16 protein-coding genes and 1 riboswitch are annotated in these 16787 nt (G+C 37.8%); of the genes, 4 read left to right on the forward strand and 12 right to left on the reverse strand.

Features of this window, described 5'->3' with window-relative positions:
- Positions 1–6: 6 nt before the first annotated feature.
- From glgD to JHE06_RS09060, 6 genes are all read right to left on the reverse strand, one after another.
- Positions 7–1176 (reverse strand): glucose-1-phosphate adenylyltransferase subunit GlgD, encoded by a 1170-nt coding sequence (glgD, locus tag JHE06_RS09035; protein WP_201088567.1) that lies wholly within the window; start codon positions 1174–1176, stop codon positions 7–9.
- Complete coding sequence (locus JHE06_RS09040; RefSeq protein WP_201088568.1) at positions 1163–2311, reverse strand: glucose-1-phosphate adenylyltransferase; 1149 nt, start codon at positions 2309–2311, stop codon at positions 1163–1165. Before JHE06_RS09040 ends, glgD begins: the two co-directional genes overlap by 14 nt.
- Before the next feature lie 105 nt (positions 2312–2416).
- Positions 2417–4345, reverse strand: coding sequence for a 1,4-alpha-glucan branching protein GlgB (glgB, locus tag JHE06_RS09045; RefSeq protein ID WP_201088569.1), 1929 nt, complete (start codon positions 4343–4345; stop codon positions 2417–2419).
- 243 nt (positions 4346–4588) lie between these two features.
- Entirely contained in the window at positions 4589–5659 is a 1071-nt protein-coding gene (locus tag JHE06_RS09050) for an FUSC family protein (protein ID WP_201088570.1), read from the reverse strand.
- Positions 5660–5683: 24 nt separating this feature from the next.
- Complete coding sequence (locus JHE06_RS09055; protein ID WP_201088571.1) at positions 5684–6109, reverse strand: MarR family winged helix-turn-helix transcriptional regulator; 426 nt, start codon at positions 6107–6109, stop codon at positions 5684–5686.
- An 81-nt stretch (positions 6110–6190) separates the two neighbouring features.
- Positions 6191–8107 carry an FUSC family protein gene (locus JHE06_RS09060; RefSeq protein ID WP_201088572.1) on the reverse strand — a complete coding sequence of 639 codons (1917 nt, stop codon included), beginning with the start codon at positions 8105–8107 and terminating at the stop codon, positions 6191–6193.
- A gap of 602 nt (positions 8108–8709) precedes the next feature.
- Between JHE06_RS09060 and JHE06_RS09065 the strand changes: the two genes are divergently transcribed.
- Genes JHE06_RS09065 through JHE06_RS09075 form a run of 3 tightly spaced genes read left to right on the forward strand, consistent with a single transcriptional unit; the run spans position 8710 to position 10870 of the window.
- On the forward strand, positions 8710–9309 hold the full coding sequence (locus JHE06_RS09065; RefSeq protein ID WP_058919032.1) for an NfeD family protein: 600 nt from the start codon (positions 8710–8712) through the stop codon (positions 9307–9309).
- Positions 9310–9314: 5 nt separating this feature from the next.
- Positions 9315–10307 carry a flotillin-like protein FloA gene (floA, locus tag JHE06_RS09070; protein WP_156413274.1) on the forward strand — a complete coding sequence of 331 codons (993 nt, stop codon included), beginning with the start codon at positions 9315–9317 and terminating at the stop codon, positions 10305–10307.
- Positions 10307–10870, forward strand: a complete 564-nt coding sequence (locus JHE06_RS09075; RefSeq protein WP_201088573.1) for a hypothetical protein — start codon at positions 10307–10309, stop codon at positions 10868–10870. The genes floA and JHE06_RS09075 overlap by 1 nt, the downstream gene beginning before the upstream one ends.
- Before the next feature lie 74 nt (positions 10871–10944).
- Here the strand turns inward: JHE06_RS09075 and JHE06_RS09080 are convergent, their stop codons facing one another.
- From JHE06_RS09080 to JHE06_RS09105, 6 genes are all read right to left on the reverse strand, one after another.
- Positions 10945–11853, reverse strand: coding sequence for an ROK family protein (locus tag JHE06_RS09080; RefSeq protein WP_201088574.1), 909 nt, complete (start codon positions 11851–11853; stop codon positions 10945–10947).
- Positions 11854–12059: 206 nt separating this feature from the next.
- Positions 12060–12599, reverse strand: a complete 540-nt coding sequence (locus JHE06_RS09085) for an ECF transporter S component (RefSeq protein WP_236253493.1) — start codon at positions 12597–12599, stop codon at positions 12060–12062.
- On the reverse strand, positions 12589–13014 hold the full coding sequence (locus JHE06_RS09090; protein WP_201088575.1) for a DUF4430 domain-containing protein: 426 nt from the start codon (positions 13012–13014) through the stop codon (positions 12589–12591). Before JHE06_RS09090 ends, JHE06_RS09085 begins: the two co-directional genes overlap by 11 nt.
- A 70-nt stretch (positions 13015–13084) precedes the next feature.
- Positions 13085–13225, reverse strand: a riboswitch (adenosylcobalamin (AdoCbl) riboswitch).
- Positions 13221–13805: a cob(I)yrinic acid a,c-diamide adenosyltransferase gene (locus JHE06_RS09095; RefSeq protein WP_201088576.1), complete on the reverse strand. Its 585-nt coding sequence runs from the start codon at positions 13803–13805 to the stop codon at positions 13221–13223. Its footprint overlaps the riboswitch before it by 5 nt.
- A 223-nt stretch (positions 13806–14028) precedes the next feature.
- Positions 14029–14742 carry a Crp/Fnr family transcriptional regulator gene (locus tag JHE06_RS09100; protein ID WP_201088577.1) on the reverse strand — a complete coding sequence of 238 codons (714 nt, stop codon included), beginning with the start codon at positions 14740–14742 and terminating at the stop codon, positions 14029–14031.
- Between the two features lie 153 nt (positions 14743–14895).
- Positions 14896–15117: a heavy-metal-associated domain-containing protein gene (locus JHE06_RS09105; RefSeq protein ID WP_201088578.1), complete on the reverse strand. Its 222-nt coding sequence runs from the start codon at positions 15115–15117 to the stop codon at positions 14896–14898.
- Positions 15118–15471: 354 nt separating this feature from the next.
- On the opposite strand from JHE06_RS09105, the gene JHE06_RS09110 reads away from it, so the two are divergent.
- Positions 15472–16761, forward strand: a complete 1290-nt coding sequence (locus tag JHE06_RS09110; RefSeq protein WP_201088579.1) for a hydroxymethylglutaryl-CoA reductase, degradative — start codon at positions 15472–15474, stop codon at positions 16759–16761.
- Positions 16762–16787: the final 26 nt, after the last annotated feature.

Genomic DNA, 16787 nt, shown 5'->3' on the forward strand with positions numbered 1-16787 from the left:
CAGAGCTTAAGCCCCTTTCTCTGCTTCAATCACTGCATTTTTCTTGATCACTAAAACGTCTTCAGGAGTTCCTTTAAGACTGACCCCCGCGCCGACTTTTACTCCTTTATCTAAGATCACGTATTCTAAGTGGGCTCCTTCGCCAATCTCGCTGCCTTGCATCACGACTGAGTGATCGATCACAGCTCCTTTAGCCACTTTCACTTTACGGAAAATCAATGAGTTTTCTACTTTTCCTTCAATGAAACAGTCACTCGCGAATTGAGCATTCTTAACTTCAGCTTCTTTAGAATAAAAGGTTGGCGCACCATTTTTAACTTTTGTAATGATAGCATCGCCACGGTTAAACAACGCGTTGTAGTTATCTTCATTTAACATGTCCATGTTGGCATCAAAGTAACTTTCAATATCATCGATGTCTTTTAAATACCCAGTGTACTCATATCCGTAAACTTTATTGTGTTCCAATTGGTTTTTCACCAACAGCAACGTGTCCCCTTTTAAGTTTTGTTTGCCAGCTTCAGTCGTCAATTCAATAAATTTCTCAGAACGCATAATGGCAATTCCCATGCTTAAAGCAACTCTCCCCACTTCTTCAGGAATATGACTAACCAAGTTGATGCCAGTAATTCTATCCGTTCCTTCAGCATCAAAAGAAAAATGAGATTCTGCAGCACTTGCTGTGCACGTTTCTTTTGGCACATTTTTATACATGATCGTCACATCGGATCCTTTTTCTTGGTGGTAATGCAAGAGCGGTTGAATGTCAATATTGCACAACATCTTGCTGCCCATCACAACAACATAATCTGCTTTTGAACGGACAACATAATGGATTTGGTCATGATAAAAACTGCTTAGCTGGTTCGGTTGATGAGTTTCCACAGCTTCTTTTATATCAATCTCCGTATGAGGAAACAATCCTCCGCCAATAGAAGAATCTAATCCCCAAGAAGCTCCGCTGCGAATATGATCGTGCAAAGAACGTCCATTTCCCGTCAAGAAAAAAGCAGCTGATTCGATTTCAGCACTGTGTAAACTTGTAAAAGGAAAATCAATTAATCGATACCGGCAGCCGAAGGGCAATGAGGTAATCGGCCGTGTATCGGTTAAGGGCGCCAACCTTGAACCATCTTCATTTAAATTTAAAATAGCACATACTTTATGCTTCTTCATCTTTTAGTCCCCCAATCTCTTCACTGTATCCAACAACCGCAATTTCTTTTTCTTTTCCAATGATCTGAGCTCCATCATGAATTCTGGCATGTTCGCCAACAATAGCGTACTCTATTGTAACGTTTTCCCCAATAGTCACATCTGCCATTATAAAACTGTCTTTCACAACCGACCCTTTTCCGATTTTGACGTTATGAGACAAAATGGAATGCGTCACTTCTCCCGCTACATAACATCCGTCAACAATCATCGCATTCGTGACGTTGGAAGCAGCTGTTAAAAATTGCGGCGGTGCAGAAGGGTTCTGTGAATAAATGCGCCAGTCTGAATTCCGGATATTCAAAGCATGCGTCGGATCTAAAAATTCCATATTCGCTTCCCAGAGACTTTCAATGGTCCCTACGTCTTTCCAATAATCTCTAAAGGCATATGCAAAGACATTTTCGTTATTTCTTAAGTAAGCAGGAATAACGTGTTGTCCAAAATCTTCCATCGTCCGCTCTTTAGCTTGGTTATCGATCAGGTATTTTTTCAACATGGCCCAATCAAAAATATAGACTCCCATGGAAGCTAAATTGCTTTTTGGCTCTTTGGGTTTTTCTTCAAATTCAATGATCCGTCCTGTTTGGTCGGTATTCATAATACCAAAACGCGGCGCTTCTTCGATTGGAACAGGGATCACGCCGACTGTTAAAGCCGCTTTCTTCATTTTATGGAAAGTCAGCATTTCTTGGTAATCCATTTTATAAATGTGGTCTCCTGAAAGAATCAATACGTATTCTGGATTGTGACGATCGATAAAATCAATGTTTTGGTAAATAGCATGAGCTGTTCCTTTGAACCACTTTTCTCCTTCTACACTAGAATAGGGTTGAAGGATCGTTGCACCTCCATTATGAATATTCAGACCCCAAGCAGCTCCATTGCCAACGTGGCTGTTTAGTTCTCTTGGCTGATATTGTGTCACTACGCCGACATTTTTAATACCTGAGTTAACGCAATTGCTTAAAGCAAAATCAATGATCCGATACTTTCCTCCAAACGGTACCGCTGGTTTTGCAATTTCTTTCGTCAATTTTCCTAAACGTGTTCCTTGTCCACCTGCTAGAATCATAGCTAACGTTTCTGTTCTCATAATAATGGTCGGAAGAATAGAAAAACCTTATTCCTCCTCATCCCTCCTTTTATGTTTTCTTCTATAATTAACCATTGGTGCAATCCAACCATTGCTTCTATTTTTCTAGTTCGTTTTTGGGACTCCCATCACTCGTTTAGGCCGTAAAATCACCACACTCATCGCTGGTAAAATCAGTTCTACTGAATAGTCATAACCATTCATGGGCTCTTTAGCCGTTTTTAAGGTTCCTTGCCCCTTTGTCCAAACGCCGCCAAACTCAATCATCTCTGTATTCAGCACCTCTTCATATTGACCTTCGTAAGGTACGCCAACCTTCATATGGCGTCGTTCAATAGGAACAAAGTTACAAATAACGATTAAGAAATCACGAGCTTTTTTGCCTTTGCGCAAGAATGTCAAAATTGTTTCTTCTGCGTTATCCGCATCCAAAATTTCTATACCTGAAGCTTCGTGGTCTATTTCCCAAAAAGCTCGTTCTTTTTTATACAGTTCATTGAGTGTCTGCATAAAATAGCGGTGTTTGCGGTTCATTTCATCTTCCAGACTGCTCCATTCCAATTCTGAATGAACTCGCCATTCTAAAAATTGGCCAAACTCATTTCCCATAAAATCTAACTTTTTCCCGGGATGAACCATCTTGTAAGCTTCCATTGTCCGTAAACCAGCAAATTGATTGTAGCGATCGCCAGGCATTTTATGCATCAGAGATTTTTTCCCATGGACAACTTCATCATGTGAGAAAGGCAAAATAAATTTTTCATTAAACGCATACATAAAAGAAAAAGTAATTAAGTTAAAGTGGTGTTTTCGCAAAAGTGGATCCATTTCGAAGAATTTTAAGGTGTCGTTCATCCAGCCCATATTCCATTTGTAATTAAAGCCTAGACCGCCTTGAGCGGCTGGTGCAGTTACTTTGGCCCATGCAGTACTTTCTTCCGCGATCATGAGTGTTTCCGGATGGCGTTCAAAAACGGTTGTCGTTAATTTTTGGATAAAACTGACTCCTTCACGATTATGGTTGCTGCCATCTTCATTCGGAATCCATGGGCCTTCATCATAATCTAGATACAACATGCTGGAAACAGCATCTACACGTAAACCGTCTAAGTGAAACTGTTCTAACCAAAACAAAGCATTGGAAATCAAAAAACTGTGAACTTGTGCTTTGCCTAAATCAAAATTCATTGTACCCCATCTGAAATTTTGGGCTTTGTTGCTATCGGTGTATTCAAACTGCGGAGTACCGTCAAAGTAAGCCATGCCATAATCATTGCGGTTAAAGTGTCCTGGAACCCAGTCCATAATAACGCCGACATTTGCTTGATGAGCTGCTTCAACAAAGTTTTGCAGCTCTTCCATTTTCCCAAACTTAGAAGATACAGCGTAATACCCAGTCAGTTGATATCCCCACGAAGCATCTAGCGGGTGTTCCATCAACGGCATAAACTCAATATGGGTATACCCCATTTCTTTAACATAAGGAATCAATTCGTCTTGTAATTCCGGTAGGCTATACCAGGATCCATCTGCATGGCATTTCCATGAACTTAAATGCACCTCATAGATATTTAACGGCCTTTCTGCTGCTGTGCGCCGTTTTTTATTGGCCATCCATAAATGGTCTTTCCATTTTTTTTCTGGTAAAGCTTTTACGATCGAAGCATCTTTTGGACGTACTTCAAATTCATGAGCGTATGGATCGATTTTAAGTTTCACTTCGCCATTTGCTTGTTCAATACGGTATTTATAACATTGTCCTTCTTGAGCATTTTGACTAAACAGGGTCCAAACGCCTGTTTCATCTACTTTCTCCATTGGCAAACCTTCTGTCCAATCACAAAAATCTGCTACTACAGCAACGCTTTGTGCATGTGGTGCCCAAACAGTAAAACGAAAACCTGCAACGTGATCAAAAACTTCAGCTGTACATCCCAAAACTAAATAGCTGTCGAAATGCTGTCCTATATTAAATAAATACAACTCTTTAGCTAAAGCTGCTTCATATGTTTCCTTACTAACTTGTTTAACCATTTACAGGACCCCTTTCAATATATTGAACAAAAAAAGAACTATACTCATCATATTATCACTATATTTTAATGATACCAGAAAAGATACTATTTTTGTATGGAATCGTAAAAAAAGCTCCCAAAGAATAATTCCCGTTGTTTCTTTTCTATACTATTAGTATACCGCATTTTTATTGATAACGCTTTCTTTTTATTTTCAACTAAAAAAAATTCCAAACATAAATCCCTATGCTTGGAAATCTCTTTAGTCTTTTTTATTCATTAGTTGGATGATCGACAATTCTTTATCATACATTTTAAGACTGTAAGTAATTAAAAAAGCTCCGGCAAGACCAATTAAACTTCCCAATACGATTCCCCAAAACCGGTACTCAACTAGGTCCATCGCAAACTGTTCGCGTGACAGATTAGCTAACAATAAAGACAACGGTGTTGTAAAAAAATTAGCAATGCCATAATTACGAACCATACAGAATTCTACGAACAGATTTAATAGTACGATGATCGGAACGACTTGCCAGACCGGCAAATGCAGATTCAACAAAAGGGCTCCGATAAACAAACCGACCATCCCGCCAACGATTCGTTGGATATTGCGGTGAAACACCATCTTTAAATCTCTTCCCTGCAATACGGCCGCACAAGAAATCGTGATCCAATAAGGGTTTCCCAAATCAAGCGACTGGCCGATATAAGCCGCAAAGAAAATAATTCCAGCATCGTGTATTGCTGACAATAACATTCTAGAATCATTTTCAACAGTGTCTAGTATCAATTCATGCTTGGTTGCAGTAATAACTATTACCTCGCGATGCAACCAATTCTGATTGATATAACCAACGATTGCTGCCATTACAACTGCTGACAAAACACCGATACCAGCATAAGCAACAGCTTGCAAAATTTCTGGAAAATGCAACTTCATACCTGTTCCCATTGAGCAAACCATAATCACAAAAAAAGGGCCTGGATTGGGTATTTTAAAAGCCCGGCAAACCATAAATCCAATCAAACTCACCAAACTGATCACGATCGGAATCGTCCAAGGAATCAGAGTCGCCAACATACCGAAGAAAAAAGCTGTTAAAATAGCTAGCCCCACCGTTACAATACGTTGAATCAATTTTTTTAACGGCAAAGGCTGATAAGATAAAAAAGCAAATGCCCCAAAACAACCGAACGTTCCAATCTGCATGTTGCCTAAATACAGTCCCAAAAACAAGGGGATCCCCATACTAAACCCTGCCCCGATGACACGCAAGATGGGGTCATTGGTTTTTTTCATTTTCCATAGTTCTATTACTGTTTTCTTCATCAATTCCCCTCTTCCATATTCTAACTATTCTTCGATATTTTTTTCTATTAATTGCAGCGTACTTAAAAAATGTTCGATTTCGCTTTCCGTCAAACCTTTAAACATTTCGGTTAATGCTTTTTTAATAACGAGAGAAATGGCTTCAATTTTTTTAATACCTAACTCTGTCAGTGAAATAATGGTTTTACGTCGGTCTTTTTCATCAACACATTTTTCCACTAATTCTTTCCTTAATAAAACATCCATGATTCGGTTCACTGTTGGCCGATCTTTCTCAGTCAATTCTGCTAATATCCTTTGGGATGTATTTTCTGTTTCTTTGATCGCACTAAGAACGGCCCATTGTTCGGGCGTGATATCTAATGGTGCCAATTGACGCATTACAAAAAGATGCATTTTTTTAGAAACGACTGCTGTACGAAACGATAAAAAATAATTGTTGGTATTCACCTCTTTGCCTCCTTTAGGCTTAGCAGCATTAGACACTGCTCTTGTTTTCTTTTCGCTTCATAAAACGGCAATTTTCTTAGATTAATCACCAGACAAATGTACTTTTCCCCTGATTTGCTGAAAAGCAAGACTGCATTTAGCGATTCTGTAATCTAAGTTTGTTTTTGATTTGGCTTTTTCAATATAAGCTGAATAAATTTCTGACTCTTTTTGGACTTCAGTCTTAGTTGCCAGCAAGTGCTCGAGCACAATAAGGGCTTCTTGAATAGTTTCAGAATTCTCTTTGTCCGTTTTCGATAAATCTAAACTCATAAAGATAAGCAAAACTTCTTTCAAAAAGCTTCGGTTATAGATAATTAATTTAGCTAATTGTACTTTATCAATCATTTTTCGACGAGGCATAGCTTTGAGGAGCTCATTGGTTGTTAAATGCAACGATAAAATCAGCTCGCTAACATGGTTGCCTCTCATGCCCTGTTCCAGTGCGTGATTTAATTCCGTCACCAGCTGGTTATCAATCTGCAACAGTTCATTTAACTTAGCTTGGTAATTATCATCACGATTGGCACGTAAAATAAGTCTTCCGCCAACAACAGCTATCACTGCGCCCACAATAACGCACGCAAAACGTAATAAAATGGAAGGAATGGTATCAAAAACAGGTGCAATACTGGATACCGCCATTTGAGTCCCTGCTATCATGGTAATAAAAACATTGGTTGTCGATAATATAATCGTTAATCCGATGAATAAAACAACGAATAAGCGAATATTTACTGGAATAAATTGGGTCACCAGAACGAAACAAGCGAGACCCGCCAGTGTTCCTCCCACACGTGTCACAGCACTTTTAAAGGCTTCATCAGGATAAGCGCCAATGGTTGTATAAACCATAATTGGAATCCAATAACTATTAGAAAAAGGCAATGCGTTTGCTAAAGCAAAAGAAAAAGCTAAGATCAAGGATTTTTGTATTGCAAAACGAAATTGAAAATAGTGAAATCCCCAATGTTGCTTTAACTGACTGCCTTTATACGCTAATTTATTTTTAACGGTTGCTGTGTGGTTTACTTTTTCAGTTTTTGCATGGAGTGTTTTGATCAAACTCTGAAGCAGTAATCTCCAATCTGAATTCAGATGCGAATCTTGTAAATGAGAGTTCTTCAAAAAATGTTCCAATTGTGATATTAATTTGTCTCGGGTCATACTATTTTCAAAAAGTTTGCTTAGATCATAAAAATATGACTGGTCGGCTTGATCCAACTCTTCATAATGAAGCTTTGCTTCATTGATCAATTGTCCAAGTTGTTCCAAGCAAAGCACTAACTGAAATCTGTTTTTCTCTTTTCCAGACATCAAACCATTCTGTTTAAAAACAGTATTGTATTCTACCGCACAATATTTTGAGACAATGTCAAAGATTTCCCCAGCATGCAGCTGAGATAATTGCCCTTTTGATAAGCTGTTCAGCTGATTGGAAATGACAGCAAACCCTTTCTTTATCAATGGATTTTCTGCCGGTTCTTTTTTCAACCGTTTCGCAACAATGATAAATAAGGTTGTGACAGCAAAACCATATAATACTGCAAAGCTTCTATTTAATAACATGTCAAAAGTTCCCGGATTCATTTGCATTAACACAAATTCTAATCCGAATAAAAAATAATTTTTTGGTGCAAAATCATCTGAATAAACGAAAATCAACAAAAAGAAAACCAAAAAATTTAACACGATAGACGTTACGTAACCCATCGTTGCAAAAGTACCGAGTACGGCCATTAATAAAAATAAAAAGCCGCTTGTCAAATGACTTTCTATAGTAAACGCAGAATGGACTGCTCCTTTTGCGAAAAACAAAAAGATTATTCCGATTACCGCATTGGCGCTGCCAAAAAATAAAATAATCGTCGCAAATAAAATGATTCCTAAGCAAAGATAAGGCAACGTATCAAACATCTTTTTTTTGAGTGCTTCTAAATTCGTGCGTATAGGTTCCACTTCCTTCTTCGTTTGTTTTTATTGTGTTCATTGGTATTTTGAATAAATGTGTTTAAACTCTTGCTAAAATCAAGCCCTGAAATTGGTTGTCCTAACAACTGTTGTCACAACAATTATACCTTTAATTCGTAAAGAGAACAATCTTTTTTTCTCTTTATAAAAAAAAGATTCTGCTATTTTTAGTATCTCTGCTAAATACCTCCTTAAATAAAAAAAAACTGATCCTTTCTACTCAAAAATTCCTTTTTTAAAGCCTTTCAATCTTTATTTAACTTAAAATATTGAAAGTTAGCTATTTGTTTGGCGCTTGTCTTACTCGGCCATCCAAACTAACGGTTCTATTTTTTGATTTATGTAGTTACGTAAAATCAAAACAATGTTTTTTTATTCATAAGTGCGTAAATGTCTTAAGAATGGTAAAATAAACTATAGACATTTCTTGCAAAAGAAATACACAGGCTGTTTGAGGCTTAAAATGCTATTGTTTTTTTGTCCTTCACTCTTAAATAGCAAGATTCAGAAAATTAGTTACGGTAACTTTCAGTGGATGAGTGAATTCATTATAAAAAAAGACATGTCTGTTTTTGAAGGAGGTGAAAAATTTGAATATCTTGCTCTTAAGTCTAGGTTTTGTTGGTTTAGTGGTTGTCGGTTTAACTCCTCATTATGTATTAGGCGGCATATTGGCACTCGGGAGTTTTGCGGGGTACTTTTTATTGAATGGAAGCGGCGAATGGTTTCCCATCACTATATTTATTTTAGGTATCCTATTAATGATACTTGAAGTGTTCATTCCAAATTTTGGAGTTGCAGGCATTTTAGGCGGCATCTTGCTTTTTGGCGGTATTTATCTCACTTATGACCAAAATATCGGAAAAAGTTTGATTGATTTAAGTGTGGCCGGTTTAGTGGCTGTCATTTTAGCTATCGTGTTGTTAAAAAATGGATATTCTTTTGGAAATTTAAATAAATTGGTACTGGAAAATAATTTGGATCGAATCAGCGGTTATTCCAGCAGCAAAGATTATTCTGAATACCTAGGAAAAAAAGGTGTCACAACGACGACTTTAAGACCTACAGGAAAAGTTAAGTTTGACGACAAAGAACTAGATGTGTTAAGTTCCGGGGAACAAATTGAATTTGATACACCTGTTGAAGTGATCAAAGTTGAAGGTTCTAAAATAATTGTTAGGAGAGTGTAATCAGTATGGAAAATGAAACAAGTAGTTTAATCGGTATTGGGATTATTGCAATTATCGTTATTGTCATTTTAAGTATGTTTTTCCGATTTGTTCCAGTGGGGTTATGGGTAACAGCTTATTTTTCTGGAGTGAAAGTTTCTATCGGAACATTAGTAGGGATGCGTTTAAGAAGAGTTGCTCCCCAAAATATTATTCGTCCTTTGATCAAAGCTACTAAAGCTGGCTTAGACATTGATATCAATGAATTGGAAGCTCACTATTTAGCCGGCGGGGATATCAACCAAGTTATCGATGCCCTGATTGCTGCTCAACGTGCTAATATTGATTTAGTTTTTAAACAAGCAGCAGCTATTGATTTAGCTGGTCGGAACGTATTCGAAGCGGTTCAAGTCAGTGTTAATCCAAAAGTTATCGAAACACCGCAAATTGCTGCTATGGCAATGAACGGAATTGAAGTCAAAGCCCGTGCTAAAGTAACCGTTCGTGCGAACATTGAACGATTAGTTGGAGGAGCCGGTGAAGAAACTATCATCGCTCGTGTTGGCGAAGGAATTGTTACCACAGTCGGTAGTGCTGCGAAACACACAGACGTTTTAGAAAATCCTGATTCTATCTCAAAAACTGTCTTGAGAAAAGGGTTAGACTCAGGTACTGCCTTTGAAATCTTGTCTATCGATATCGCAGATATCGATGTTGGACGTAATATTGGTGCCAGCCTGCAAATGGAACAAGCCGAAGCAGATAAAAACATTGCTCAAGCAAAAGCGGAAGAAAGACGTTCAATGGCCATTGCCCAAGAACAAGAAATGCTTGCTGAAGTTCAAAAAATGCGTGCTCGTGTAGTTGAAGCGGAAGCGGAAGTTCCATTGGCATTAGCGGAAGCTTTAAAAGCTGGTAAATTAGGCGTGATGGATTATTACAATATGAAAAACATCAATGCGGATACCTCTATGAGAGATTCCATTTCTGGGTTAGGCGAAAGTGATCGTGATCAATAATGGACACAATTATTGGTTTATTAAGTCTTTTAGTTCCTATCATTCTCATTATTTCAGTAATACAGTCAATCGGAGGTGCGCTTCTTAAACAGCAGGCTTCCAATTCAAAAACCCAAGGAAATAAGCCGCGGTCAAAAGAAGTTTTGGCAAAATACCAAACACTTAAGACTGAAGTAGAACAAGAAACACATCGGTTAAGAAATACGCCGGCGCAACAACGGAATAAGGCTGTTCAAAAAGAGACACGTGCTGTTAAGCAACAAACAACGCGAACACAACGTCCAGCGCGTAATTACGATCAACATATCACCACTAAGCAAAGCCACCATAAAAGTGCTCAGCCCTTAGTCACGCAACATCAACTGCAGACTGAAGCACAAGATAGGGAACGGATTGCAAAAACCGTCTCAAAAGATATGCAGCAAAAAGCTAAAGCTTTTGTTCAATCAGAAAAACGCGTAAATAAGCAAAAAAAACAAGTGCCTTTTCAAAAAGAACTATTGAAAGCTGTGGTTTACAAAGAGATCATTGATAAACCACGTGCTATGCGCCCTTATCGTTAACAAAAACAGCTTCAAACCAAAGATTAAATCCTTTGGTTTGAAGCTGTTTTTATTTATATAGGTAAAAATAACTATCAAAAAGAAAGTCCTTCATTTAATTTGTAATTGTACAAAGCTCCAATAATGTTGGCTCTGTTGCCGTTTTTACTTTTTTCAATGATTGGCGCATAAAATAATTCTGTGTTTTTTTCTTGAAAAACTTCGGCAACATTTTTTTTGATCAACTCGATCAGTAACGGTGCTTTACTGATTCCACCGCTGATCAATATTTTTTCAGGATCTAAGATGGTCTGAAAATTAAAAATTTGTACTGCTAACGTTCGGCAATAGGCATTTAAGCATTCTAAAATAACGGGATCGCCTTCTTCAGCAAGTTGAAAGACTAAATGGCCATCGATTTCTTCTAGCGGAATATCTTTTCGTTTTGAAACAGTTTTAAATAATTTTCTTAACCCATTTTGAAAACCAAACATGTAATCTTGATCATCGCTTTTATCCACATTGGTTTTTATAAAAGAGAATTCTCCAGCTGAGTGATGGGTTCCTTTCAACACTTGTCCATTGATCAAGATTCCGCCTCCAATGCCTGTTCCTAAAACTAAAATCACACCATTTTGAATCTCTTGAAAATGGCCTTTCCATAACTCCCCTAAAGCTGCTGCTTTGCCATCATTTTCTATATGAATAGTGGTTGGACACCGACTTTCGAGTAATTCCACCATATTCATATTTTTAATGTATTCCAATGTCCCGCCATGAACAGCATAGCCCGTTTTTGAATGAATGATTCCTGGCATGCTAATGGCCATTCCTTCGATTTCATCCGCAAAAGCATCGTAAATGTCTCCAATTGCTTCAATAAAATGGTCTAATGAATCCATGGGCGTTTTTTTTCTTTGAGTTTCACTGATTTCTCCGTCATGATTGATAAGACCATACTTAATTTCCGTTCCGCCAATATCCATTCCTAAATACTGAGTCATCTCTTCACCTTCCCTACTGTCATTTAGCTGCTAAGGATTTGATTGCCCTAGCTTTTCCTATGCCAACATTATAACATGGTATCGCTAACATTTTTCATCTACGAGCCCTATTTCTCTTACTCCTATAGTCTACCATATGTTTAAATGAAAAAAGTAACAGCAGTTTAAAGTTAGATTCCTCTTTAAACTGCTGTTACTTAAACTCATTAATTCTTTTCAGCAAAATACTTTTCAGTGAATCTTTTCAGCAATGGAAATAAAATCGGAGCTAATATCAGGTAAAATCCTCCATTCCCTATAGCATGCAGGGTGTCGAACGGCAGACCAGAAATATAATAGACCCAGATGTTTTGAATGCCAAAGAAAGGCGCTTGTACAAGTGAAATAATAAAACCATACAGATACCCAGACAACACGGCGTAAAAAACCATGAACACAAACGGAATGCGTGTAAAAAACGGTTTGACGACTAGTCCTGTCAGCAAGACAAGAAAAACAAATGAAATCATTTGAGCAAGTGTCCATACCCCCATGCCTAATGTAATATTGGAAATAAAAATAGATAAAACAGCTACGATCATGCCGTCGCTGATTCCCAATGAAAGGGTCAAAATGATTAAGATAACGGTCACGGGTTGGACATTTGGCAAGAATTGAAATACTAACCGGCTCACTTGGCAAAGTGTCGTCATCATGGCGAGTAACGTCATTCGTTGAATAGACAATGGTTTAGATTTACATGCCATCTAAGTTCCACACGATAGTGTCGCCATCTTCTAAAATATAGTCTGCTGCCCCTACAGCAGCTTGTTCGCCATTGACAGTGTATAGCCAGTATTTCCCTGCTTTATCGTCCTGTTCATGTCCTTCAACAGCAGAAATAAAACCGTCTTTTTCGGTAATGTCATAGTTCTTTTCCATGGCTTCTAGCAAGGTTTCGCCTGCTTCTGCTTTTATTTCTTTATTTGCGTCAGGTAAATCTTCGCCTGCTTCTTGGACATTGATCGATACCGCTACTGTTTCTATAGCCGAACTTGTGGCGGTCATCTCACTTGAAGCGACTGAACTGCTTTCATTTCCTGCTGGTTGATTGGTATCGCTGCAAGCCACCAATGCTAATGAAGCTGCAATAACCAAACCTAATTTTAATTTTAATTTCATTTTTCTTCCTCCAAATCAATAATAGTAAGCTTTTTGAGACAAAAAAACAACAAGGCAGAATCTTGTTGGACACCCGTCTGTTCTGCCTCGAAACAGTCGGTTCAAAAGCAATTGAAAAAAGACCTGACTCAAAGCGGCTGCTTTTTACAGTGGCGGGACCGTGTTGGATTTTCACCAACTTCCAGTTTTCAATAGCTTATTCAATTTTAGCGGATATCTTTTTTTGTTAAAGATGTATGGAAAACTTTTCCGCCTCTTTCATACAAGGTTTCTTTTACGCTTGCTTGATGGTTGACCAACCGTGCTGCAGCAAACAAATAATCTGACAAACGATTGATAAAAATGCCGACATGAGGATTTATTTCTTCTACTGCAGCTAAACTGACAATGCGCCGTTCAGCTCTTCTAACGGTCGTTCTAGCCAAATGTAATAAACTCGCAACGGGATGACCGCCTGGCAAAACAAAAGATTCGATTGCATCTGGAATTTCTGCATAAACATCGATTCGCGATTCAATCCATTTGATCATTTCTTCTGTTACCTTATAGTCTTTTTTCCCGTGGGGTGTCGCCAAATCTGTCCCGCAATCAAATAAACTGTGCTGCAGTTCAATTAGTTCACTTTTTAAAGATTCGTCTTGTTCGCTCATCTGACTGATTATGTATCCGATCAAAGAATTGGCTTCATCAATCGTCCCATAGGCTTCTACTCGTACAGAATCTTTTTTGACGGTACGGCCGCCAATGATATTTGTATTTCCGTAGTCGCCTCTTTTAGTATAGATTTGCATTTAATGTTCACCTCTTTCTTTTTTATCCCTTCTCTCTAAATCACTATATAGCATAATGTCTTTATTTTCAACCACTACATATTGTGTTTTAAAGAAAATAAAATTTCCTGCTAAGCAATACCAAATAGATAAAGAAGCTGCTTTAAGTTCATCAAGAAAAATAGGTTTAAAAAACTAATCGTTGCAATCTAGTTTTTTAAACCTATTTAATTCTTTAAAACACTCAATATAATAATAAGCCATCCAAGTCCAACACTTTGATTAATTTATGTGTTTTTTGTTCAATCAGACCTTGTGCTTCTAATTCTGTAAACTTTCGACTGATTGTTTCTGGAGTAGTTCCTAGATAAGAAGCTAGGTCTTTTTTGCTCATAGGCAATTCGATAGTATCCGTTTGATTTTCACTATCGAAACATTCAGCTAAAAATAATGCGATGCGTGTCTCTACTTTTTCAGTGGCGAAGCGCATGGATTGTTTTTCCGATTGCGCCAGCCGCTTAGAAAATTCCGTTAGCACCTTTAAAGAAATCGTTGGATATTGTAACAATAAATTTTGAAAATCAGTACGTTTGATCCTACAAACACTAGTCTCTGCCATGGCTTCAGCAAACGATACATAGGTGGTTTCAGTGAATAATGCCAATTCTCCTGTAAAATCTCCCGGCATTAAAATACGAACCAGCTGTTCTTTGCCGCTTTCCGATAAACGATAAACTCGGATTTTCCCCTTATTGACAATAAACAAAGAATCCGACTGTTCTCCGGCGTGGTAAACAGTTTCGCCTTTTTTATAGTTTACAGAATGGATGGTTTTCGTTATTTCGTTCATTTGTTCTTCTTCTAAGTGGTTAAAAATTGGAACCGAAGAAACGCACGATTTATGTGAATGTGAATGATGGTGCTGATTATGACCAGCATTGGTATCTTCTTTTCTCATTTCTTTCCCCTCCAGTAACCTAAAATAACTCTATTTGCTAATTTTTTAAACTGTCTTCTGTCATTATAACTCTAAAGCTAGCTGCTTACAGCACTTCATTTACAAATTGAAAAAGATTCTAACGAAACAACGTCAGAATCTTTTTGCTGGCTATTAAGATACCTTGACAGACAAAACTGGATAACCTAGTTTTGTAATGGTTTCTTCAATTTTATCCGCTTTAATTTCGTTTTCATCAAATTCGGTTCTGACTTTGCTGGAATTGAACATCACTTTTGCAGATTCAACACCTGCTGTTTTGCTTAGAGTTGTTTCAATTTTTTTGATACAAGATGGACAAGTTAACGGTTCTAATTGATAAACGGCTTTACTCATGTTTGTTTCCTCCTATACTTTATTTGTATTTTTAAAGCTAGTAAATAAAAAGCAGGATGCAAATCGAGCTTTTCGCTTTATTGTTTCTGATTTGCTCTTGTTCTTATTTCTACTGTTAGTATACCGGCTGCTCTTCTAACAAACATTGATGCTGATCAAGTTTAGCCGATTATTTTTCAGTATGCAGGTTATATAGGATTATCGCTTTGTCAGTTCCTTATCAACCATTAGCGTTGATTTAATAGTTAAGGTTTCTCTTAAGATAATAACTTTAAGCTAGAGCTGGGCATCGTTCTATGCTAAGATAATAAACGAGCTAATTTTCTACTTTATATATAGAAAGAGGTTTAAAAAATGGCTGCTGCTTATTTTTCAAAGTTTTATAAAAAATCCAAACAAGAAAAAGTCCAAGCACTTTTAGAGGCACAAATCCTTACATCAGAGGATGAACAGTTTTTAAAAGAAACTCCTCTTTTATCTGACGGATTGGCTAATAGTATGGTAGAAAACCAATTGACACAATATGCTTTGCCCTTAGGTGTGGCGCTGAATTTAATAGTGGATGACAAAGAATATGCTGTCCCGATGGTTACTGAAGAACCTTCTGTAGTTGCAGCAGCCAGCTCTGCCGCCAAACTTATTGCTCAAGCAGGCGGATTTGAAACCAGCATAACAAAACGGCGGATGATCGGACAAGTGGCGTTAAAAGCAGTTCCAGATACAACACATGCTCAAAAACAATTAAAGCTACATAAAAAAGACATCCTTAACAAAGCTAATCAAGCTCATCCTTCTATCGTAAAACGTGGCGGCGGAGCAGACGATATCATGATTCGTTTGATTGAATCGACTGAAGAGTCTCCTGAATTTTTAGTCGTTCATGTTTATATCGATGTTCAAGAAGCAATGGGAGCTAATATCGTCAATACTATGATGGAGGCTATTGCTCCTTATTTAGAACTATTGACCGAAGGAAAGGTTTTAATGAGCATCCTTTCAAACTACGCTACAGAATGTTTAGCGACTGCTACTTGCAGAGTTCCGTTAAACTTATTAAAGCGTGGTGATTTGTCAGGTGAAGCAGTCCGCGATCGTTTAATCGAAGCTGCTCAATTTGCCTATGCTGATCCTTATCGAGCTGTTACCCACAACAAAGGGATCATGAACGGCATTGATGCGGTTGTTTTAGCAAGCGGCAATGACTGGCGGGCAATTGAAGCAGGTGCTCATGCCTATGCTGCTAAATCAGGACAATACCGGGCTCTTTCCACTTGGAAAAAAGCTGATAATGGAGATCTACTCGGCAGTTTGACCTTGCCCATGCCCATTGGTTTTGTTGGAGGATCAATCTCCATTCACCCCACTGCTCAATTCAGTCAGCGTTTACTAGGTGTTAAAAATGCTAAAGAATTAGAATCAGTGATTGTTTCCATTGGACTAGCACAAAATTTTTCAGCTCTTAAAGCTTTAGTAACGGAAGGCATCCAAAAAGGGCATATGGGACTGCACGCTAAGTCTTTGGCAATCAGTGCTGGAGCAACGGATCATTGGATTGAAGCAGTTGCCGATGAGTTAAAAAAAGCACCTCATATGAACTTGGAAACTGCTAAAGCTTTACTAGATAAAGCAAAAAACAACTTGTAATATATTAGACTATTATTCTTTAATGC

The organism is Carnobacterium sp. CS13, from assembly GCF_016653495.1.
GTDB classification, from domain to species: Bacteria; Bacillota; Bacilli; order Lactobacillales; family Carnobacteriaceae; genus Carnobacterium_A; species Carnobacterium_A antarcticum.